Below are 21,191 nucleotides of genomic sequence, written 5' to 3' on the forward strand. Positions count from 1 at the left end.
GCTATGCGTCACTGGTATTACCATTTGTTTACAGTATTGAAGCCAGTTTGAAATTGGTTTTAATACGTAAAGCGAGTACAGCTGTATATCTGAACGCAATTATTTCATCTAAAACCATGAAATTGTATCGAATTAGCGTCGCTAAGATGTGATTCTCTGCGTTTTAATATAATAATGTGTGTACCTAGTATGGTTCTAACGATTCAGTACTTAGACAAGAAAAAGCCAGTCATTTGACTGGCTTTTCTGATTTACTCTGGTTGTGAAGGTGATGCCATAGCGGCACTTGCACGACCTGCAGGAGATTTTGAACCTACTGCTAATCCACTATTTACCACTGGATCACGCTGTTCATGAGGCATAGCAGATGGGGTTTCCATTGACTCAGACTCAACGACGCTTTGTGCTTTGGTCATTGGCGCGTTAGCAGTGTTAGTATAACGAGTACGAGTTTCTAGCTGAATTTCAGACAACTTGCTATTGCTTGAACCGACTTCTTTGTCAGTTGCTGGTGCAACAGAATCAATCTGATCTGCAGACGATTTATTATCATCCTGAACAGCCTCTACCGGCACGGTAGTTTCTTCGTTAGTCTCTTCGTAAGCTTCTACATTTACAGTTTCTTCGATGTCAGTTGCTTGATTATCGACAGTGCCACTTTCTGGAAGATCATCTGAGGCAACTTGAGGTGCCTCAGTTGCAGTAGTAGTCGTATCCTGAGATTTTACCGATGACTTTTCATTGTCAACAGGGTGCTCTATAACAGCAGCATGAACTTCGCTCTGACTGGTTTCTTCGGTCTGTTCGTTGGCGTCGCTAGTTACTGCTTGAGCGCTCGTCTCTACTTCCGAAGTTATACTTTCGCTGGTGTCTACTTCCAGTTCAGCAACAGTATCTTCTGGTTGAGAAGTTTCGCTGTGAGCGTCTTTCACTTCGACTTCCAAAGCGTCAGTGCTAACCAGAGGAGCTTCAGCATGGTCCTCTTTTGTTTCGACGACTTGCGTAGTGACCTCACTTTGCTCTGATGACGGGACAGAAGCAGTGTTTACTTCAACACTATCATCGCCAGACTCATCCATTTGCTGAGTCGCACCAGTGCCTTTTAGCTCAGCTTCATACTCAGCTGCAGCTTGATCTGCCACTGGAATAAATGCTGGAGCTTCATTTTTATCCGTATTATCTTGACGTCGACGACGTTGACCAGCAGCTCTTAAGTGACGAGGCGAACGTCTGGTTCTTGTCCGTTGCTCTTGACGATCATCGGTATTTTCATCACTGTTATCAGAACTTTCGCTGTCTACTGCTTTAGTAACCTCAACAGGCGCGTTTTGCTCTTTACTTTGAGCTTCAACCGCTGCCTTTGGTTTGATGTCGCTGTCAAAATGAACACTTTGCTCTGGCTTAGTAGCCTGAACTTCTGTTTGCTCAGTTGTTGCGCTTGGTTTTTCTGCGACTTCGTTAGTTACGGCTTCTACCGGACTAACTAGTGCGGCAGTTTCGCCAACTTGCGATTGAGTTTGTGTTGCTTGCTCATCGCTTGCTACTCGGACCTTTTTGCGCAGGTTTCGTCTTTGTCTACGCGGTTTTACCGGCGTTTCTTTTTGTTGCGTTTCATTTTGTTCGTTGTCTTGCAAGTCACTAGTTTGCTTAACTACTTTCTCTTGCTTATCTTGACCTTGACGTTTCTTGTTAGGGCGACGGCGCTTTCTATTATCTGTGCTTTGCTCTTTATCAGCTTGTTGCTCAAGATTTGAGTCAGCAGCTTTTTCGTCACGGTTTTCGTTACGACGACGGTTATTGTTACGACGTCTGTTATTGTTACGGCGACGCGAGTCCTTATTACCACCTTCACTACGCGTTTGTTTCGGTGCTTCTTTAGGTTCTTCTTCTGAACTAAATAAAGCCTTTAACCAGTTGCTTAGACGAGTTAGTAAACTCGGTTTGGCCTTTTGTTGCGCCGCTTTCGGTTTTGGTTTTGATGCTACAACTGGCGCTTGCGCTGGGGCTGGTGTTTCTGGCATCACCACACCTTTTAACACAGGCTCTTCTTTGACAATTGCAGCCGACTTGACTGTTTCGATCGATACTTGCTCAGGCGCTTTTACTTGTTCATAGCTTGCAGCTTCCATGGTTTCATCACTGCGCAAGCGTAACACTTCGTAGTGTGGTGTTTCCATGTGCTGATTAGGGATGATCATCACGTGGCAGTCGTGACGCTTTTCAATTCGTTGTACTGCACGACGTTTTTCATTCAACAAGTAGGCACCAACCGCAACCGGAACCTGTGCATTGACTTGTGCTGTATTGTCTTTAATGGCTTCTTCTTCGATCAAACGCAAAATAGACAATGCAATAGATTCATTTGAACGAATCGTGCCTTGTCCATCACAGCGGGGGCAAGTATGTTGACTCGCTTCACCAAGAGAAGGTCTTAAGCGTTGGCGTGACATTTCTAACAGACCAAAGCGAGAGATCTTGCCAATTTGCACTCGAGCACGATCGGCTCTGACCGCATCTTTTAAACGATTCTCAACTTCACGCTGGTGACGAGGAGGTGTCATATCGATAAAATCGATGACAATCAGTCCACCTAGGTCACGAAGACGTAGTTGACGAGCAATTTCATCAGCAGCTTCTAGATTGGTATTAAGCGCGGTTTCTTCGATATCACCACCTTTAGTGGCTTTTGAAGAGTTGATATCGATAGACGTCAATGCTTCTGTTGGATCAATAACGATTGAACCACCTGAAGGTAGTCTAACTTCTCTTTGGAACGCAGATTCTATCTGACTTTCAATCTGATAATGCGTGAACAAAGGTACATCATTTTGATATAACTTAACGCGATTAATAAAATCTGGACGGAAGCGTTCAATGTGTGCTTTGGCCTCGTCAAAAACGCGCTGTTTGTCGATTAGGATTTCACCGATATCGCGACGTAGATAGTCTCGGATAGCTCGGAAAATAACGTTGCTTTCTTGGTGGATCAAAAACGGTGCTTTGCCACTGTCGGCTGCATTTTTTATTGCATCCCAATGTACTAGCAAAGCCTTTAGATCGTATTCCAGCTCTTCAAATGACTTGCCAACACCAGCGGTACGAACAATTAGGCCCATGCCTTTTGGTACATTAAGTCGGCTAAGCGCTTCTTTTAATTCAATGCGTTCGTCTCCTTCGATGCGGCGAGAAATACCACCTGCTCGAGGATTATTTGGCATTAATACCAGGTAACTACCAGCAACACTGATAAAGGTAGTTAACGCTGCACCTTTTTGACCGCGCTCTTCTTTATCAACTTGCACGATAACTTCTTGACCTTCCTTGATAACATCTTTGATGTTAGGACGGCCATTAAAAGTATATCCGTCTGGAAAGTAAGTTTTAGCAATTTCTTTTAGCGGAAGGAAACCATGACGTTCAGCACCGTAATCAACAAAGGCGGCTTCAAGTGAGGGTTCTATACGGGTAATTTTACCTTTATATATATTGGCTTTTTTCTGTTCATGACCAGGGCTTTCGATATCTAGATCGTATAGTCGTTGGCCGTCAACCAGTGCTACGCGCATTTCTTCTTGCTGCGTTGCATTGATCAGCATACGTTTCATATTTTAATTCTCTACTTAATTTATTACCGGCCTGACACGTCGTTGATGGTGGCAGTAATTTACGCCACGGATGTTCCATTTATTTTGATACAGTCTCACGACTGGGGAGAATAGGAACAGCGCTACAGCTACCGCGTTAACTAGGCGTACTAACTTTCCGCTTAGGTAACAGTCACTTTTAATTACGCTAATTCGGCTTCAACCTGAGGCGAATCGTATGTTACGTATTTCGCGCGCTTTTCGCGTTTACTGGTTGATTGTTCCGTTCACGTGTTGCGGCCTTTGCACGGGTATTTCTGCAACCACGGATAACGTATCAGACAAATTTAATTTTTTGCTTTTTAGTTATTTATCAATCGTGTTCAACCGTTAAACGAAATATTACGCGCTTCGCATCGGTTGTTCGCACGTGTATAAGCTTAGATGCAGATAAAAGCTTTGGAAATCTTAGCTCTTAATCTGTATGATCTGCCATCCAAGATGTGCATCACGACATTACTTTGCGATAAAAAGCATCTCGCAAAAATTTGCGGCCTGATTATCCCACTAATACCGTCGAGATAGCAACTAAATTATTACTCAAATCAGTGATTAGGCAATGTCAGAAAAACCCGCGTTAAAAGTTAGCTTTGTAACCGTTAGTGAAGATCAAGAAGGTCAAAGAATTGATAACTTCTTGGTGACTCATTTAAAGGGAGTGCCAAAAAGCGCCGTTTATAAAATTCTAAGAAAGGGTGAAGTTCGTGTTAATAAAAAGCGTGTGAAACCCGTTTATAAGTTGCAAATTAACGACGAAATTCGCATTCCACCTGTGAGAGTTGCCGAAAAAGCGGAATTTGTACCAAAAAATTTAGATAAGGTAGCAAATCTAGAAGATGCAATTCTTTTTGAAGATAAGTATCTGATAGTAATAAATAAGCCTGCTGGCATGGCGGTGCACGGCGGGAGCGGGTTAAGCTATGGACTTATCGAAGCATTACGAGCGTTACGCCCTGATGAAAAAGGACTTGAATTGGTTCACCGACTCGACCGAGATACTTCGGGTTGTTTATTGATTTCCAAGCGAAGATCCATTTTGAAGGGGTTACATGAGCAACTTCGAGAAAAAACCATGGAAAAGAATTACTGGGCACTTGTAGCAGGGCAATGGGACGCCAAAAACAAAAATGTCACGGAACCTCTTCGCAAAAATACCTTGCAGTCTGGCGAGCGAGTTGTTCGTGTTGATCATGAGCAAGGAAAACCTTCCCATACCCGCTTTAGAGTACTTGAGCGATTTGATGCAGCGACACTTGTTCAGGCTTCCCCGGTTACGGGAAGAACACATCAAATACGAGTCCACACCCAGTGTAAAGGTCATCCAATTGCTTGTGATGATAAATATGGTGATCAGGTTTTCGACGCATCAATGCGACAACAAGGATTAGGACGCTTATTTTTACATGCCAAAGAGCTACGTTTTATACACCCTAAAAATGAAACCACATTACATGTTGAAGCGCCGTTAGATAACGCGTTAGAGAATTGTTTAAAGACACTTAGAGGGAATTAACATGACGGAGTGTGTCATATTCGATTGGGACGGTACAATAATGAACTCTGTGCCAAAAATAGTAAACACCATTCACAAAGCTGCAAAATACTGCGGAGCTAATCCAGTAACTGATGATGCCGCAAAAAGTATCATTGGCTTATCATTAGACCGAGCGGTGATGACATTGTTTGGAGATTGTCCCTCTCAAACTCAAGCTTTGGTAGAGGCATATAAATATATCTATACAAATGAAGATGATACGGAAACCCCCTTGTTTGAGGGAGTAGAAAGATTACTCGGCAGATTGCAAGATCAAGGGGTGAAATTAGCCGTTGCAACGGGTAAAAGCCGGACTGGTTTGGACAGGTTAATGGCTGAGAGTGGATTAACACATTACTTTGATGTTACGCGCACCGCTTGTGAAGCGAAATCCAAACCACACCCCGACATGCTGCAACAGATCATGCAATTGCTAAGTATCCGCTCCGATAAAGCGGTAATGATAGGTGATACCACTATAGATATGGAGCTGGCATATAACGCTTCGATGCCAGCAATTGGGATCACGTTAGGGGTAGCTGATCGTAGTGTATTTGAAACAACCAGTGCACGTCATATTTGCGATGATTACCTATCACTTACTGACGTGTTGTTCAGCCAATACATCGATACCGAAATGCGCTAGCATTTTAGTAAGCTCTATTAAGGGAAGACCTATCAAGGTATTGGGGTCTTCACCTTCAAGCTTTTCAAATAAACAAATGCCTAATCCTTCACTTTTAAAGCTACCTGCGCATTGATAAGGCTGCTCAGCGTCGCAGTAGTTACTGATCTGCTGTTCTGTGAGTTTTCTAAAATAGACGCTAAAGGGCACAACAGAGGTTAGAGAAGCACCGGTTGAAAGTTGATAAAGCGTTAAACCGGTTAAAAACGTGACTTTGTGACCACTAAAAGCACTGAGCTGCGCTATGGCGTTTTCTTTGTTATGTGGTTTACCTAATATTTTATCGTTAAAAATAGCAACTTGGTCCGAGCCAATGACCAGTCCTTCTTTATAATGTAACTGTGCTGCTTTGGCCTTTTCGATGCTTAATCTCGCAACTAACTCTGATGGTGGTTCACCTTCTAGTTGAGATTCGTCAATATCTGGCGAAAAAGAACTAAAGGGTAGATTTAATTTGTTTAAAATTGACTGCCTAAATGGCGAACTTGAGGCTAGAATAAGGGGCAGTTTCATGTAACTGAAGTCTCACAAGTTAATTTGTGCTAAAGGATAAAGCGCAATGAGGCGAAAAACAAAGGGAATATGTATTTTTGCTTTGACTAACACTACAACTATCTATATGATGCAGCCCCTATGCAAAAGGTGAAAATTCCCATCACTCTTGATCCATGCAGAGCAGCACAACGACGTGCTAGTTATGACGGCGTTGTAAAGCTTGAAGAACTTTCTCGTTTACAGCAAGTTGTGCAAGATCAAAGTAGTGAGATAGCGGTAACTGTTCATTGCGACACAGACCAACAAGGTTTAGTTGTTGTCAGAGGTAAAATCTCTGCGCACCTTACTGTGTTATGTCAGCGTTGCAATGATGAATTAGGTTTGGATTTGGAACAAGACTTTGCGTATTCGCCAGTCGGATTAGGTGCAGAGTCGGATGAACTTCCAGAGTGCTATGATGTGGTAGAATTGGATGAAGAAGGTGAGATCCATCTCCAACAGCTTGTTGAAGATGAACTCCTACTGGCTATTCCGATTATTCCATCTCATGATGAAGCGCAATGCTCCTATTCTGAAAAGCCATTGAGCTTTGGAGAAATAGCAGCAGAAGAAGAAAAACCAAATCCATTTGAAATTTTGAAACAACTTAAGAAAGATTCTTAGGAGAAGGCTAATGGCGGTACAAAAAAGCAAAAAGTCACGCGCACGTCGTGGCATGCGTCGTTCACACGATGCGATCAGTGGACCAGCTCTAACTGTTGATCAAGTTTCTGGTGAGACTCATCGTCGCCACCACGTAACTGCTGACGGTTACTATAAAGGCGTTAAAGTAATTTCTAAGTAATTAGAGTTGCTTTATGCTAACTAATCTAACCATAGCGTTAGATATGATGGGGGGCGATTATGGCCCCCGTTCATCAATACCGGCTGCAATCGCTGCGGTATTAAAACACCCTCATCTCACATTAATTCTTTGCGGTAATCAGCAAGTCATAGAACAAGCACTTATTAAAGCAAAAATGCTTGATCATCCCCAACTTATTATTAAGCATTGCAAAGAAGTCGTTACCAATAGTTGCGATCCAGCTTCAGCATTAAGAAATAAGAAACAGTCTTCCATGAGAATCGCACTGGATTTAGTCAAATCTGGTGAAGCCCAAGCTTGTGTTAGTTCAGGCAACACCGGTGCTTTGTTTTTCATGGCGCATTACGTGTTAAAAATGCTTCCGGGTATTAAACGACCAGCACTCATTTCAGCTGTCCCGACAGAAAAAAAACAACCTGTTTACCTGCTAGACCTAGGTGCAAATGTGCACTGCGATCCTGAAACGTTATTTCAATTTGGCGTTATGGGTTCGGTGGTAGCCGGAGAAGCTCTAGGAATAGAAAAGCCACGAGTTTGTTTATTGAACATCGGTTCTGAAGAAATTAAAGGTCACGATGGCATAAAACAAGCAGCAAAGCTTATGCAACAAGCTCCAGAGTTAAATTATCAGGGCTTTTGCGAAGGCAGTGATATGTTTTCAGGCAAAGCTGACGTGATAGTATGTGAAGGTTTTGTGGGCAATGTAGCACTAAAGACCTGCGAAGGCATTGCAAAGCTGATTATGCATAAGTTTTCAAAAGCATTGAAAAAACACTTTTTTTATAAAGTATTGGCATTTTTACTCCGACCCGTTATAAAAAAATTGTATAGAAGGGTGAACCCCGACCAGTATAACGGCGCAAGTCTGGTAGGATTGCGCGGCATTGTTGTAAAGAGCCATGGAAATGCAACAAAGAAGGCATTTTTGGCCGCGATTGATGAAGCGGTTCAAGAGGTAGAAAGACGGATCCCAGAAAAAATTCAATCAGTGTTCTTGCAAACACAAACAACAAACAAGCATACCCCCAGTCTTACACCGGAAGAGTAGTTACGGTAAGTTTGCTGGGTGAGAAACAAAAAGTTAAGGCACACTATGTCACAAAAAATAGCAATATTCTTCCCAGGTCAAGGTTCACAAAGTGTTGGCATGTTATCTGACCTATTATCCTCTTCAGAAGTGGTAAAGCAAACGTTTGCGGAAGCTTCTGCTGCATTAGGTTACGATTTAGCCGATGTGGTTTTGAATGACCCGAATGAAGAACTGAACAAAACTCACATTACTCAGCCTGCGCTATTAACTGCTAGCGTAGCGATATTTAGAGCTTGGCTTGAAAAAGGTATCGAAGCCGATGTTATGATGGCTGGGCACAGCTTGGGTGAATACTCAGCTTTAGTTTGCGCTGAAGTATTGTCACTAAGCGATGCGGTAAAGCTCGTGGAAAAGCGTGGCCTTTATATGCAAGAAGCTGTGCCAGCAGGTACCGGGTCAATGGCAGCAGTAATTGGTCTTGATGACGACATTATAATTAAAGCCTGTGCAGAATCAGCGCAAGGAGATGTGGTATCTCCAGTTAACTTTAATTCTCCTGGCCAAGTGGTTATCGCGGGCCATGTCGAAGCTGTTGAAAGAGCTTCTGCCGCGTGTACAGAAGCAGGAGCTAGAAAGGTCATGCCACTGGCTGTAAGCGTTCCTTCGCATTGTCAATTAATGAAACCAGCGGCTGAGAAACTTGCTGCTGACCTTGAAAAGTTGACTTTTGGCACGCCTAAATATGATGTTATTAATAACGTTGATGTGGCTATTCAGACTGAACAGTCTGCAATTAAAGATGCGCTTGTACGCCAGCTATATAGCCCGGTCAGATGGACTGAGACGGTTCAAGCCATTGCGAAAGAAGAAATTACAAAAACCTTTGAGTTTGGACCAGGTAAAGTAATTTCTGGCCTAGTTAAACGTATTGACCGCTCAGTAAAGTGTGTGTCAGTGAATGATTTAGCTTCGATTGAAGCAGCTGAATAATAATGGGAATAAAATGAATAATTTGTTTTCTTTAGAGGGCAAGGTTGTCCTAGTAACAGGTGCAAGCCGCGGAATTGGTAAAGCAATCGCAAACGCTTTGGTTGCCCAAGGTGCAAAAGTGGCCGGCACAGCTACCAGTGAATCTGGTGCGGATCGAATTTCTGAATATTTGGGTGACAATGGCAAGGGCTATGCACTTAACGTGACCGACGCCGATTCAGTTGCTGCAACATTAGACGCAATCAAAGCGGATCTTGGTGATATCGATGTGTTGGTAAATAACGCAGGAATTACTCGTGATAACCTGTTAATGCGCATGAAAGACCAAGAGTGGGATGACATTATTGATACCAACTTAACGTCAATATTTCGCCTGTCAAAAGCTGTTTTACGTCCAATGATGAAGAAAAAATCAGGACGGATTATTAACATTGGTTCTGTTGTAGGAACGATGGGTAACGCAGGTCAAGCAAACTATGCGGCAGCAAAGGCTGGCGTGATTGGTTTTACTAAGTCACTTGCTCGTGAAGTCGCTTCTCGCGGTATTACGGTTAACACAGTTGCTCCAGGTTTTATTCAAACTGACATGACCGATGAGTTAACAGAAGAGCAAAAAGCGGCTACGCTAGCCAATGTGCCTGCTGGACGCCTAGGCCAACCAGAAGAAATTGCAGCTGCTGTAGTGTATCTTGCGTCTGACGCTGCTGCGTACGTATCGGGTGAAACACTGCACGTAAATGGTGCGATGTACATGGTGTAGCCACTTGATTCATAAAAGAATTGAATTTTTTATGATCTTGTAGCCAACTAGCTTGAAATTGTCTTGAAAATAGGCGATAAAAAGAAGCAAATTTATATAACAGGTTTGACCAGAGCAAAAAAGTGTAGGTCAGTCCTTGAAACACAGTATGATGCGTCGTAAACTGCGCCGCAATCTGAAAAAATAACGCAACAGCGTTTAAATAAAGGAAAGAAGAATGAGCGACATCCAAGAACGCGTAAAGAAAATTATTGTTGAACAACTAGGTGTTAAAGAAGAAGAAGTAAAAGCTGAAGCATCATTCGTTGATGACCTAGGTGCTGACTCGCTAGACACTGTTGAGCTTGTAATGGCGCTAGAGGAAGAGTTCGACACTGAGATCCCTGATGAAGAAGCAGAGAAGATCACAACTGTTCAAGCAGCTATCGACTACGTTACTGCTCACGCTGAATAATTAATATTCTCTTAAGGGCAGCACTCGCTGCCCTTATTCTTTCAAACTCCCTCTTTTTTAATTTAATAATGCCTTATTGGAGGACACCGTGGCTAAACGTCGAGTCGTAGTAACTGGCTTAGGTATGTTGACGCCGCTGGGTAATGATGTTCAATCAACCTGGCAGGGCTTATTAGAAGGCCGAAGTGGCATTCGTAATATCACCCATTTTGATACTGAAAATTTTGGAACTAAATTTGCGGGTTTAGTTAACGATTTTGACGTTGAAGAATATATCTCGAAAAAAGACGCTAAGAAGATGGATATTTTTATCCAGTATGGCGTTGCAGCAGGTGTTCAGGCGCTCAAGGATTCTGGTCTGGAAGTGACAGAAGAAAATGCAGCGAGAATCGGTGTAGCGATCGGCTCAGGTATCGGTGGTCTAACGTTAATAGAAGAAAACCACATCAAACTACTTAACAGTGGTCCAAGGAAGCTTTCTCCGTTTTACGTACCGTCAACCATAATCAACATGATTTCAGGTCACATGTCCATAATGCATGGCTTACGTGGGCCGAATATTTCTATCGTGACCGCCTGTACTACTGGCCTCCACAATATTGGTCATGCAGCGAGAATGATTGCCTATGGTGACGCTGATGCAATGGTTGCAGGTGGTGCAGAAAAAGCATCTACTCCAATAGGTATGGGTGGCTTTAGTGCTGCGAGGGCACTCTCAACACGCAATGATGACCCACAAGCTGCTTCACGTCCATGGGATAAGGATCGTGATGGCTTTGTTCTGGCCGATGGTGCTGGTGTGATTGTATTGGAAGAGTATGAGCATGCTAAAGCTCGTGGGGCAAAAATTTATGCAGAGCTTGTTGGTTTTGGTATGAGTGGCGACGCATACCATATGACATCTCCACCTGAGGATGGTGCGGGTGCTGCGCTGGCGATGAGCAATGCACTTAAAGATGCAGGCGTTAATCCGGAACAAGTAGGTTATGTTAATGCTCACGGTACTTCAACGGGAGCTGGTGACATTGCAGAAACGCAAGCCGTTAAATCTGTTTTCGGCAGCTCGGCCAATAAAGTCATGGTCAGTTCGTCGAAATCAATGATGGGGCACTTACTGGGTGCGGCTGGTTCCGTAGAGTCCATCATCTCGATTTTAGCGCTAGAAGATCAAAAAGTGACGCCTACAATAAATTTAGATAATCCTGATGTCGGTTGTGACTTAGATTACGTTCCACACACAGCGCGCGATGCAAAACTGGAGTATACGCTATGTAACTCATTTGGTTTTGGTGGCACAAACGGCTCATTGCTATTCAAAAAAATCTAGCAATGCAGTAAGCTGATATCAAGATTGACAAAAGCCTGGCATCGCCGGGCTTTTTTGTGAGGTAAATGATGGCATTTTCGATTCGCACTCAGTTTAATTTTAACGATAGAGGCCTATGTTACGGAGACGGTTTTTTTACCACAGTCTGTGTGACGAATGGAAAAATTGAATTGTGGCATTTGCATCGTCAGCGATTAGAAGAATGTCAGCAACGGCTGGGCTTCCCAACACTACCTATGCAGGCGATAGAGTGTGAAGTGAAAGCGTTGGCTAAAGACCAAGACAGCGCCGTGGTTAAAGTGATTGTCACTCGTGGTGAAGGCGGACGAGGATATGCACCACCGGAAGATGCTCAAGTGAATATCAATGTTAGTCGGTCATCGTTCCCAAGCCATTATGAGCATTGGCGCAGGTATGGGATTGAATTGGAATTAAGTAACATCCAGCTTGCAAATCAGCCAATTCTTGCCGGCTTGAAAACGTTAAATCGACTTGAACAGGTATTAATTAAACAAGATGCCGTGTCGATGCAATGCGATGACGTGGTAGTTTGTGATGCAAATGGACAGGTTGTAGAAGCTTCTGCTGCAAACATCATTTATTTTGAAAATGGCAATATCTATACGCCAGACTTATCAAGTGCAGGGATCAATGGTGTCTACCTCCAAGCACTAAGAAATTCAGTCAACATTCAAGACACGACGATTAACTTTGAAGCCCTACTTGGAGTGGATGCGCTGTTTTTGTGTAATAGTTTGATGGGGCTCGTGCCAGTTAAACGGTTAGCGAGTCGTTATTTTGATATTACTAATAGCCTCGCCTTAAAGAGTAAACATTTGAGGAATGCGAATTGATAAAGAAGCTTTTTGTATTATTTTTGACCTTTTTTGTTGTGTTCGCACTTTGGTTAGACACAAAAATTGATGATTTGAAAAAGGAAAAATTCCATTTCGATGGTGATTTTCTGGTTATTGACGCAGGTAGCTCTTTTGCTAAGTTATGTCGAAACTGGCAACAAAGCAATTATATAAAGAATTGTTATCCTTACTTAATTTATTCGAAGTTTTCACCAGAGCTATTTTCGTTACAGACTGGTGTATACGATGTCAAAGGGTTAACTGTATTAGAGGTTATTGCCGCCATAAGACAAGGTAAGCAGCACAGTTTTAGCTTCACTATTATTGAGGGTGAGGCGATTTGGGACGTTTTGGATAAACTGAAGAGTAGCCCATACTTAATAAATGATATTGAAGATATTGTGGCGCAGCTAGCTATTCCATATGAGTCAGCCGAAGGTTGGTTTTATCCGGACACTTATCATTACCATGGCAGAGAAAAAGCTTCAGAACTACTAGCCAGAGCGTATAAGAAGATGCAGCTAGTATTATCAACTGAGTGGCAGCAGCGCCAACAAGGATTACCTTTAAACTCTCCATATGAAGCGCTAATTTTGGCATCCATTATTGAGAAAGAAACAGGTAAGCCTTCAGAGAGAAAAACCGTGTCATCAGTTTTTATTAATCGTTTACGAAAAGGTATGCGATTGCAAACGGACCCAACGATAATCTATGGAATTGGTCCTAGTTTTGATGGTGACATTAAACGACGGGATATAAATACTCACACTCGGTACAATACCTATAAAATTAATGGCTTAACACCCACTCCAATAGCGATGCCTTCTAAAGATGCAATCAATGCTGCATTAAATCCAGAAACAACGGACTACTACTACTTTGTCGCGTCAGGGGATGGCGGACACTACTTTTCTAGCACTTTGTCAGAACACAACAAAGCAGTAAAAAAGTACTTATTAAATAAGGGCGGGGGGTCGTAAGTATCCAAGTTTGGGGCTGTTTTTTAGCCCCAATAAAGCGACTTAACTCAAATATATAAGGTTATACCAATCAGCTCAAATATCTGAGCAATTTGAGAGATAAAACCTGCTGCTAACAGCGTTATAAATTTCTCATTTAGAACAACTAAATAGCAAATTTTCGCCTTGCCTACACGGAAGTAGGTACCTTAGCGGTAGAAGGACGCGAGAGCGGTGCCTACACGGATATAGGTACCTTGCCGATAGCGGTGTTATCAACTCGCTTTTCTCGACTCAAAATTGATTAACTAATTAAGCGGATTGGTATTACTTAGTCAGATGATAGTCTGGTAAGCTCATTGCTTTGGTCTTTATATGACACAAGGAACACGTCACTAAAGTCATTTTCAGTCATTGAGACTTTCTCATCGGCAAGTAATTTAACTAGAGTAGGTGTTGTATTACTGTGACCGGCAATAATGACCACACCAGATAGAGACTTAACTTGCTCAGCAAACCCTTGCAGATCTTTATAGTCGTAAATCGTCACTTGTTTATTCGATAGCTTTGCTAACGGGGCTATTGTTTCACGTGTTCGGTTAAAGTCGGTGCTATATAGGTGTTGTGGTTTTTTAGCTAATAACATTGTTGCTAAGCGCTGTGCTCTTTGTCTCCCTGCTACAGTTAAATGAGGATTCTTACCTGCTTGTTTTTCAGCATGGCGAAATAGTATAACTTCATCGGGTAACGCAAAGGTAGGTAACGTGACAACGGCAAGCAATAAAAATAGTAATCTCATTGTATCCTAACTCTTTAATAATATTATTTATTTCATCTAATGTATCATATCAATTGCGTAAATAGTTCATCAATTTGTTAAGCAAATTGGTGAACCTGTTAGAGGAGGGAAAAGCAAGCCGCATTAACTCTGCCCACAAAGAAGAACTACTTGCTTACTTTTTCTTCTTTTATCCAGGCTAGTGCATCTCGATAACTGTCGAAATTTTGCATCCTTAGTGAATGTTTTTGAGCATAGGCTTCAATTAAGCCGCTTTTGAAGTCGGTAGGGGATACCACGCGTGCAACAGTCATATTTTCGATAATTTTAGTGATAGACTTTAACACATGAAGCACATTTACATGTTCATAGGTGAGGGTTAACTCAGACACATCCAAAACGATATCAGATAATTGATTTTCACGAAGTGTTAACGCTAAATTTTTGTACATTGAAACGATATCTTGCTCTTCACAGTCCCCAACAGCAAAAGCGTGAACTAGCTTTTGTTGGTGATCAACGGTACATCGATAAGAAAACTTTCTCATTTCTCTACCATTCACGTAATTGCAAGGATTAATAGAATGGTAGTAAAAAAATGGGCACTCCGATAGTTGGATAAGTATTAAGGTCAGGTGAGTAGGTCCGCAACCTCTGCTATTTTTTGCCGCAACCAAATGTGGCTAGCATCTCGATGTAGTAGGGGACTCCAGATCATGTCCAGTTCAAACGGTGGAATAGGGAACGGTGGATCTAAAATGGTTAAACTGGGATCATCATGATAAATGTTGGCAGCTTTTGAGGGTAAAGTGGCAATTAAATTTTGTTCTTTGGCGAGATGAATTGCAACGTGGTAATTGCGAGTAAACGTAGCAATGTTTCTGTGCTTACCGAAATGGGCCAGTGCCTCATCAACCCACCCAAGTTTTTGCACATCAGCAGGGTCCATGCCTACACCAACACCAAAGCCTGTCTTACTTACCCAAATATGACGGGCCTTTAAATAAGCATCCAGATTAAAATTTTCGATGATAGGATTGTCGGTTTTGACGAGACAGCAGAAACTATCTTTCCAGATCCGCTTGTGATGGAAAGACTGAGGTAAATTTTCGAAACGGTTAATAGCCATATCGACTTTACCATTTTCAACATCATGGAAAGTGACGTCGCTGGGAGTCAAAATATCCAGCGTCGTATCGGGTGCTTCTTCGTGAAGTTTAGTCAGCAATTTCGGAGCCAGCGTACTTGCAGCATAATCACTAGCCATAATACGAAAGACGCGTTTACTTTGACTTGCTTCGAACTCTCTATTTGGGGCAAGCGTTTCCTCTAACGTCATCAGAATACCCCGGATCACAGGCTGAAGCTCTATCGCTCGTTCTGTTGGTACCATTCCTTCGCTGGTTCGAACCAAAATGGGGTCATTAAATAATGTACGCAACCTTTTTAAACCATTACTCATCGCGGGTTGAGTAATACTCAGCTGGTTTGCAGCGCGAGTAACATTACACTCCCGTAATAGGGTGTCTAAGTAGACGAGTAAGTTTAAATCGATCTTACTTATGTTCACGGATGCTCCTTTTGTTCTTTATTTTGCACTCTTATCTGAGCGGGCAAACCGATTTTCATCAGGATATGGAAAAATGTGATTTGCCAAGCCTCTTTTTATCTTATCTTGAGCTTGTTGCCAAAAGCGTGCTTCGGCCAATTCTGGGTGGTATTCAAAGAAAATAGACCTTAGTTTAGGGTTTGTTAGTACAAAAGTACACAGTTGTTCTGGAAAGACGTCTTGTGGAGCAACTGAAACCTCTTCATAGCTATAAACATCATCCAAAGTTTGAGTCGGTAATGAACGGAAATTCATGTCCGATAGATACTGCACTTCGTCATAGTCGTAAAATATGACGCGCTTATGTCTACTCACGCCAAAGTTTTTTAACAGCATGTCTCCTGGAAAAATATTTACAGATATCATTTCTTTAAGCGCTTGTCCGTAGTCTTTAATGATTTGTCTACAGGTCTCATCATCAACCTCAGCAAGGTAGATATTTAAAGGGATCATTCTACGTTCAATATACAGATGCTTGATAATTACGTTATCACCTTCCTCGTACATGCTGGTTGCAATGGTTTTTCTAAGTTGTAGGTATAGTTCATTAGAAAAACGGTTGCGCGGAATAACCACATCGGAATATTCAATAGTATCAGCCATTCTACCAACCCGGTCATGACGTTTTACTAACTGATAGCGTTGAATAACAGTGTCGCGCCCGAATGGTTTGCTCTCAGGGAAAGCGTCTTTAATAACCTTAAAAACGTACGGGAACGACGGCAATGTGAACACCATCATCACCATACCAGGGGTACCTTTGGCTATTTCAAATTGTTCATCTGAAGCGTTCAAATGTGATAGAAACTCTCGATAGAATTCTGTCTTTCCCTGTTTGTGAAAGCCAATAGCGTTGTATAGCTCAGCTTTAGTTTTGTTGGGCATTAACTGATTTAGAAATTTCACTAAAGCGGATGGCGAGTTAGTGTTAACCAAAAAATAAGCACGCGCGAATCCAAAAATGACGCGCATTTGTGAGCTTTTGGTCAGCAGAGCATCAATATAAAGCTTGCCATTTTGGTTGTGCAGGACAGAGATAATAAAGGGTTGTATACCAGACTGCGAAACGACCCTCCCAATTAAATAGGCTCCTTTGTTTCTGTAAAATGGATACTGTAACATATCAAAGCGCATTAAATGGGGCTGGTGATGTGTGTTAGGGGCTTGCTTATAGAATGCTTTTAATAACAGACGAATGTCATTTTCCAAGTCAGCGAATGGACATAAAAACTCGACATCTGAAAATATTTTTCGAACTGTTGGTTTGATACCATGGACTACAGGAAAGTAACTTCGATACTCAGTGTCTACAGGTAATGTGGTATTATTTTCTAGCGTACTTTCAACAAAAATAAACTCATTTTTATAGTATTTTCGATGAAAGAGTCGGCAAAAAACTGAATTATAAAAGGTTTCAGCCAACTCCGCTTGAGGGTGGAAAGTCAACCTCTCAGCATAAGATTCCTTAACTTGATGCCAAATGTTTGCCGCTAGTTGTGGTCGTCCTGGCAGTATTTTTCTAAGTTGCTCAACGGTTTCGTTGACTTTCTTATCATAAAGGTCGATGCGTTGTTTACTAATTTCATCGACGATCTTCCAATTCTGTTTTGCAAAAGCGGCTGGAACTCTTTTAGTAACCTGCTGAAAGGTAGAGTAGTGACCTTTAAATCCTTGTAAAATTTTATCGGCAATATTTTGACCATGCATGATGACATTTCGCTAGTTTTACCCGATTAACCATTCGAACTACATAAAGTGTACGAGATGAAAATAAGGGTATCGACTGGACATAGTTATGAAATGTATCTGGAAAATGACAAAATGTCATCTGGTAATACCAGTGAGGTATCAGTCGACAAAGCGCTTTAGTTTTTTCTCTAGCTTATCGATTTCCTTATCAATGACTTTTTTTTGATTGAAATAGTCTTTATTTATGGCTTTTAACGATCGTTGAACCTCTTTATTTACCTTTTTACTGTCTCTACCTTTGCTGGCTTTATCTAATTTTGCTTGCTGCTCTCTTTCTGCACGATCTCGCTTCTGGTTCAACATCGCTACATCGTGTCGCTTTTTGCTAATTTCTCGTTGTAAGTTACGAATGATCTGTGTCTTTTCTATGTTGTTCAGAGTTTTGTAATGCAATTGCTGTTCTGCGGTAACTTCATCACCAGCGTCGTTATACACCAGCTGGTATTGGGTCGCATTGCCAGGGCAGGGATGTTTGCTGTAAACGGAACCTCGTTCGGTTGTACATTTATAATATCTTACAGAATTGGATGCATCACATTTACTGCTTGTGATAAAAAAGACCAACATAATAACCAACAATGAGCGCATACTCTCTCCTTGTAATAAATAAGTATTATTAATTTAGTTGATTATTTGTTAACTACAAAACTATTTTGACGGTTGTTGAGCGAATTTCTTCAATACTTTGATATTCTGAACCAAGAATGGAACATCAAGCTTGCCATCAACAACAAATCCTTCTTTTGCTGAAATTTGCTTAAAGCTTCCATCTTGGTTAACCAACGTGATCTTGTCTTTTTTGTAGGCGACGAGAACACCGTCAATAAAGTTAACTCCCTCTGCATGAGAGCGAGTAGTGACGTCTGCGGCGATCATCGTTTCAGTTGCCAATGTCTTACAGCCAAAGTGGGATGCTAGTAAAGTAAATATAATGTCACTTGGTTGGAGTAGGCCCACTTTTCCCGAGAAAAGTTCAATATTTGTGACCATAGCTGACTTCACTATCACCTCGTCAAGATCGTTCAGTTCAAGCAAAATATAATTAGATTTCTTATCAATCGCCGTAGTTTGAGTTCCTTGAAAAACTTGAATACTTGCATCCTCAGATGATTGAATAAACGAAAAATCATCAAGATTACGAGTATTCAGTAAGTCGTTACCAAAAGACCATACCGGTGTTTGGCTATTGGCAACAATTGAAGCCATATAAAAGCTGGGTAAACCGTATAAGAGATTGAATAGCGATTCAGTGCTATCTCCACTTCTTAATATCGATTCTAATCGGTAACTTGAGAAGTCTAATTGTTTGGCTTGATGCGCAAAGCTGGCACTATCATCAAAAATGTAAATATTTACCGGCTCGGCTTGAGGTCGGCATTGAGCAGAGACAAATGGCGCTTGATAACCAGGTCTTGAACTAGTATTCACATCGATAGAGTGTGCTTGTTGATACTGGTCTAAATCCAGCAAATCGTGGCGAGCAAGGAGTTTTTTAGCCGTTGTTGGATAAGACAATGGCAGCACATTATCTTGTTTGGTGATATCAAAAAACGCATTAGCGTCAGCCCATATATGCAATGTATGGCTTAAAGCAAAACAAGTTACAATTGAAGCTGTTGCATAACGAGGGAAGCGGAATGACTTAAGTTTTTCTAAATGGCGCCAAGCATAGTTTCCTGCTAGTAATTCGAATATTAAAACGGCCAAAATTATCGCAATAACTAACAGCAGTGTGATGATGGTATTGCTTGCTGCAGTTTGCCAAAACAGGCTCATGATCTCCGGCAAAGACTCAATGTTTATATGGTATCCGAATTTAAAATATACAGCAGCGTCTACAGCTAGCATACCGACGCCTAGCGTTGCTACAACCGCTGCCATGCCTCGTATGTGCCTAGGGTAGGGGAACACAAGACTGACTGGAAATATCGTAAGTACAAAAGCACAAAAAGCAATAAAGCTGGTGTGGCTCAGCCATGTTATTACCATGTAGAACCAGCCAACTGCTGTAGATGGAGCTTTATCTGCGAACAAATAGACAGAACTGATCAGCAAAATCAGCCCGATGTTTGCAAAAGTAAACCAATGGCCCCAGCTCAATAGCTGACTGGCTTTTGAAGAGAAGGGACTTTGTGGAGTTAGGTTCATTAGTTACTTTAATGATTGAATTAGCGCGTTGGTGAAGTTTTCAACTACAACTTGTCTTTTGCTTGCTGGAACATGCTCTTTTAAAATGTGCGTGATAGAATTGCCCAAACACATTAAGCTGAGATCGACTGTTGCCTGATTGTCACTTAAAACTTTTATTAGTTTATCGACAATTTCTTCTACTTGGTTATCGGAATATTTGGATTGAATCGGCATCAGTTAGTTCGTTTTAGATAATGTTAATTTTGATATTTTAACACCAGAGGCGCGAAAAACAAAGATGAGCATTGAGGTTAAAAAACTGGTTGTTCATTATGTGGACAAACATGATGAAAACACTGAAATACACCTTCGAGATGATGAAATGCAGGTTAATGACAAGGTGAATGTATTTATCGAGCAGCTTCATCATGCGTATAACTCAAAACCTGGGAAAGGGTATTGTGCTTTTAGTGGTGAAAAAAACAGCATTGTTGCATCCGCTATGCAAAGCTACCGTAATCAAGAGCTCAATTTTTGGCAATTGACTAAAGATGCGGCGGAGGTGTTGAAAGAAGAATTAAATAAATACGCATTTAATGAATCAGGTTATCTCGTTTTTTGTCACTATCAATATGTCGCAAGTAATTTCATAATGATTGCGTTAATCAATATAAAAGAACATTACAGTATTACTAGCGAGTTAGATCTCAGTGCGTCTAAGCATCTGGATATAGCAAAAATGCAATTAGCAGCAAGGATTGATTTAGATGCATGGGATACTCAAGAAGAAGATAACCGCTACATTTCTTTTATAAAAGGAAGGGCTGGGCGCAAAGTTGCAGACTTCTTTTTAGACTTTTTAGGGTGTGAAGAGGGTATCGATCCCAAACAGCAGTCTGTTGCGATGTTAAATGCGGTGGAAGATTATTTAAGTGAGCAGCAGTTTAATAAGCAAGAAAAGGATGAATTAAGAAAGGAAGTATTTAATTATTGCAATGACTGCATTACTACAGGTGAAGATGCTAATGTTTCCTCTTTGTCTGATACACTTTCAAAATCATCCGAATCATCTTTTGCAGACTTTTATCAACAACAAGGTTATGAGTTAGAAGAATCATTTCCGGTTGATAAAAAAACGGTATCTGCGATGGTGAAATTTTCCGGTATGGGCGGTGGTGTCAGTGTCGGATTTGAGCGTAAACACTTGGGTGAGAGAGTCATTTACGATGCACATAATGATATATTGACAATAAAGGGTGTCCCGCCTAATTTAAAAGATCAAATCGAAAAATACTACAGTCAGGAAGACTAGTATTTAGCGAATA

Annotated in this window: 21 protein-coding genes; 12 read left to right on the plus strand and 9 right to left on the minus strand. The window is 41.5% G+C overall.

The annotated features are described in order from the left end of the window. Nucleotides 1–251: 251 nt before the first annotated feature. Nucleotides 252–3,605, minus strand: a complete 3,354-nt coding sequence (gene rne, locus ACSLBF_RS06665) for a ribonuclease E (protein WP_440055825.1) — start codon at nucleotides 3,603–3,605, stop codon at nucleotides 252–254. A gap of 598 nt (nucleotides 3,606–4,203) precedes the next feature. Between rne and rluC the strand changes: the two genes are divergently transcribed. Next, nucleotides 4,204–5,157 (plus strand): 23S rRNA pseudouridine(955/2504/2580) synthase RluC, encoded by a 954-nt coding sequence (gene rluC, locus ACSLBF_RS06670; RefSeq protein WP_440055826.1) that lies wholly within the window; start codon nucleotides 4,204–4,206, stop codon nucleotides 5,155–5,157. A 1-nt stretch (nucleotide 5,158) separates the two neighbouring features. Next, nucleotides 5,159–5,824 (plus strand): HAD family hydrolase, encoded by a 666-nt coding sequence (locus ACSLBF_RS06675; RefSeq protein ID WP_440055827.1) that lies wholly within the window; start codon nucleotides 5,159–5,161, stop codon nucleotides 5,822–5,824. Here the strand turns inward: ACSLBF_RS06675 and ACSLBF_RS06680 are convergent. Then, a complete protein-coding gene (locus tag ACSLBF_RS06680) occupies nucleotides 5,774–6,376 on the minus strand; it encodes a Maf family protein (protein WP_440055828.1) in 603 nt (200 codons plus the stop codon). The genes ACSLBF_RS06675 and ACSLBF_RS06680 overlap by 51 nt on opposite strands. 120 nt (nucleotides 6,377–6,496) lie before the next feature. On the opposite strand from ACSLBF_RS06680, the gene yceD reads away from it, so the two are divergent. The 9 genes from yceD to mltG all read left to right on the plus strand — a co-directional run bounded on the left by yceD (nucleotide 6,497) and on the right by mltG (nucleotide 13,621). Then, entirely contained in the window at nucleotides 6,497–7,021 is a 525-nt protein-coding gene (yceD, locus tag ACSLBF_RS06685; protein ID WP_440055829.1) for a 23S rRNA accumulation protein YceD, read from the plus strand. A 10-nt stretch (nucleotides 7,022–7,031) separates the two neighbouring features. After that, on the plus strand, nucleotides 7,032–7,202 hold the full coding sequence (gene rpmF / locus ACSLBF_RS06690; RefSeq protein ID WP_010374010.1) for a 50S ribosomal protein L32: 171 nt from the start codon (nucleotides 7,032–7,034) through the stop codon (nucleotides 7,200–7,202). Between the two features lie 13 nt (nucleotides 7,203–7,215). Beyond that, the gene (gene plsX / locus ACSLBF_RS06695) at nucleotides 7,216–8,271 is read left to right on the plus strand and encodes a phosphate acyltransferase PlsX (RefSeq protein WP_440055830.1); all 1,056 of its coding nucleotides are present in this window, start codon (nucleotides 7,216–7,218) and stop codon (nucleotides 8,269–8,271) included. Between the two features lie 45 nt (nucleotides 8,272–8,316). Beyond that, entirely contained in the window at nucleotides 8,317–9,243 is a 927-nt protein-coding gene (fabD, locus tag ACSLBF_RS06700; RefSeq protein ID WP_440055831.1) for an ACP S-malonyltransferase, read from the plus strand. A 13-nt stretch (nucleotides 9,244–9,256) separates the two neighbouring features. Then, nucleotides 9,257–10,003 (plus strand): 3-oxoacyl-ACP reductase FabG, encoded by a 747-nt coding sequence (gene fabG / locus ACSLBF_RS06705; RefSeq protein ID WP_440055832.1) that lies wholly within the window; start codon nucleotides 9,257–9,259, stop codon nucleotides 10,001–10,003. Nucleotides 10,004–10,220: 217 nt separating this feature from the next. Beyond that, nucleotides 10,221–10,457: an acyl carrier protein gene (gene acpP / locus ACSLBF_RS06710; protein WP_440055833.1), complete on the plus strand. Its 237-nt coding sequence runs from the start codon at nucleotides 10,221–10,223 to the stop codon at nucleotides 10,455–10,457. 88 nt (nucleotides 10,458–10,545) lie between these two features. Further along, the gene (fabF, locus tag ACSLBF_RS06715; RefSeq protein WP_440055834.1) at nucleotides 10,546–11,784 is read left to right on the plus strand and encodes a beta-ketoacyl-ACP synthase II; all 1,239 of its coding nucleotides are present in this window, start codon (nucleotides 10,546–10,548) and stop codon (nucleotides 11,782–11,784) included. A gap of 65 nt (nucleotides 11,785–11,849) precedes the next feature. Continuing rightward, nucleotides 11,850–12,638 (plus strand): aminodeoxychorismate lyase, encoded by a 789-nt coding sequence (pabC, locus tag ACSLBF_RS06720; RefSeq protein WP_440055835.1) that lies wholly within the window; start codon nucleotides 11,850–11,852, stop codon nucleotides 12,636–12,638. Continuing rightward, entirely contained in the window at nucleotides 12,635–13,621 is a 987-nt protein-coding gene (mltG, locus tag ACSLBF_RS06725) for an endolytic transglycosylase MltG (RefSeq protein WP_440055836.1), read from the plus strand. The genes pabC and mltG overlap by 4 nt, the downstream gene beginning before the upstream one ends. Nucleotides 13,622–13,931: 310 nt before the next feature. Here mltG and ACSLBF_RS06730 read toward each other — a convergent pair whose 3' ends face one another. The 7 genes from ACSLBF_RS06730 to ACSLBF_RS06760 all read right to left on the minus strand — a co-directional run bounded on the left by ACSLBF_RS06730 (nucleotide 13,932) and on the right by ACSLBF_RS06760 (nucleotide 20,100). Beyond that, nucleotides 13,932–14,399 carry a histidine phosphatase family protein gene (locus ACSLBF_RS06730; RefSeq protein WP_440055837.1) on the minus strand — a complete coding sequence of 156 codons (468 nt, stop codon included), beginning with the start codon at nucleotides 14,397–14,399 and terminating at the stop codon, nucleotides 13,932–13,934. A gap of 146 nt (nucleotides 14,400–14,545) precedes the next feature. Then, nucleotides 14,546–14,926: a hypothetical protein gene (locus ACSLBF_RS06735; protein ID WP_440055838.1), complete on the minus strand. Its 381-nt coding sequence runs from the start codon at nucleotides 14,924–14,926 to the stop codon at nucleotides 14,546–14,548. Nucleotides 14,927–15,009: 83 nt separating this feature from the next. Then, complete coding sequence (locus tag ACSLBF_RS06740; RefSeq protein ID WP_440055839.1) at nucleotides 15,010–15,948, minus strand: LysR family transcriptional regulator; 939 nt, start codon at nucleotides 15,946–15,948, stop codon at nucleotides 15,010–15,012. 18 nt (nucleotides 15,949–15,966) lie between these two features. After that, on the minus strand, nucleotides 15,967–17,694 hold the full coding sequence (gene aceK / locus ACSLBF_RS06745; RefSeq protein ID WP_440055840.1) for a bifunctional isocitrate dehydrogenase kinase/phosphatase: 1,728 nt from the start codon (nucleotides 17,692–17,694) through the stop codon (nucleotides 15,967–15,969). Nucleotides 17,695–17,835: 141 nt separating this feature from the next. After that, nucleotides 17,836–18,324, minus strand: a complete 489-nt coding sequence (locus ACSLBF_RS06750; RefSeq protein WP_440055841.1) for a DUF4124 domain-containing protein — start codon at nucleotides 18,322–18,324, stop codon at nucleotides 17,836–17,838. A 60-nt stretch (nucleotides 18,325–18,384) separates the two neighbouring features. Beyond that, the gene (locus ACSLBF_RS06755) at nucleotides 18,385–19,884 is read right to left on the minus strand and encodes a DUF3413 domain-containing protein (protein WP_440055842.1); all 1,500 of its coding nucleotides are present in this window, start codon (nucleotides 19,882–19,884) and stop codon (nucleotides 18,385–18,387) included. Nucleotides 19,885–19,887: 3 nt separating this feature from the next. Continuing rightward, the gene (locus ACSLBF_RS06760; protein WP_440055843.1) at nucleotides 19,888–20,100 is read right to left on the minus strand and encodes a DUF1414 domain-containing protein; all 213 of its coding nucleotides are present in this window, start codon (nucleotides 20,098–20,100) and stop codon (nucleotides 19,888–19,890) included. Between the two features lie 64 nt (nucleotides 20,101–20,164). Here ACSLBF_RS06760 and yejK point away from each other — a divergent pair, with 64 nt between their 5' ends. Then, the gene (gene yejK, locus ACSLBF_RS06765) at nucleotides 20,165–21,178 is read left to right on the plus strand and encodes a nucleoid-associated protein YejK (RefSeq protein ID WP_440055844.1); all 1,014 of its coding nucleotides are present in this window, start codon (nucleotides 20,165–20,167) and stop codon (nucleotides 21,176–21,178) included. Nucleotides 21,179–21,191 lie beyond the last annotated feature (13 nt).

The organism is Pseudoalteromonas sp. T1lg65 (assembly GCF_051930985.1).
GTDB lineage: Bacteria > Pseudomonadota > Gammaproteobacteria > Enterobacterales > Alteromonadaceae > Pseudoalteromonas.

Coding starts and splice junctions, on each gene's coding strand:
- rne (WP_440055825.1), bottom strand. CDS start 3,605: ATGAAACGTATGCTGATCAATGCAACGCAGCAAGAAGAAATGCGCGTA.
- rluC (WP_440055826.1), top strand. CDS start 4,204: ATGTCAGAAAAACCCGCGTTAAAAGTTAGCTTTGTAACCGTTAGTGAA.
- ACSLBF_RS06675 (WP_440055827.1), top strand. CDS start 5,159: ATGACGGAGTGTGTCATATTCGATTGGGACGGTACAATAATGAACTCT.
- ACSLBF_RS06680 (WP_440055828.1), bottom strand. CDS start 6,376: ATGAAACTGCCCCTTATTCTAGCCTCAAGTTCGCCATTTAGGCAGTCA.
- yceD (WP_440055829.1), top strand. CDS start 6,497: ATGCAAAAGGTGAAAATTCCCATCACTCTTGATCCATGCAGAGCAGCA.
- rpmF (WP_010374010.1), top strand. CDS start 7,032: ATGGCGGTACAAAAAAGCAAAAAGTCACGCGCACGTCGTGGCATGCGT.
- plsX (WP_440055830.1), top strand. CDS start 7,216: ATGCTAACTAATCTAACCATAGCGTTAGATATGATGGGGGGCGATTAT.
- fabD (WP_440055831.1), top strand. CDS start 8,317: ATGTCACAAAAAATAGCAATATTCTTCCCAGGTCAAGGTTCACAAAGT.
- fabG (WP_440055832.1), top strand. CDS start 9,257: ATGAATAATTTGTTTTCTTTAGAGGGCAAGGTTGTCCTAGTAACAGGT.
- acpP (WP_440055833.1), top strand. CDS start 10,221: ATGAGCGACATCCAAGAACGCGTAAAGAAAATTATTGTTGAACAACTA.
- pabC (WP_440055835.1), top strand. CDS start 11,850: ATGATGGCATTTTCGATTCGCACTCAGTTTAATTTTAACGATAGAGGC.
- ACSLBF_RS06730 (WP_440055837.1), bottom strand. CDS start 14,399: ATGAGATTACTATTTTTATTGCTTGCCGTTGTCACGTTACCTACCTTT.
- ACSLBF_RS06735 (WP_440055838.1), bottom strand. CDS start 14,926: ATGAGAAAGTTTTCTTATCGATGTACCGTTGATCACCAACAAAAGCTA.
- aceK (WP_440055840.1), bottom strand. CDS start 17,694: ATGCATGGTCAAAATATTGCCGATAAAATTTTACAAGGATTTAAAGGT.
- ACSLBF_RS06750 (WP_440055841.1), bottom strand. CDS start 18,324: ATGCGCTCATTGTTGGTTATTATGTTGGTCTTTTTTATCACAAGCAGT.
- ACSLBF_RS06755 (WP_440055842.1), bottom strand. CDS start 19,884: ATGAACCTAACTCCACAAAGTCCCTTCTCTTCAAAAGCCAGTCAGCTA.
- ACSLBF_RS06760 (WP_440055843.1), bottom strand. CDS start 20,100: ATGCCGATTCAATCCAAATATTCCGATAACCAAGTAGAAGAAATTGTC.
- yejK (WP_440055844.1), top strand. CDS start 20,165: ATGAGCATTGAGGTTAAAAAACTGGTTGTTCATTATGTGGACAAACAT.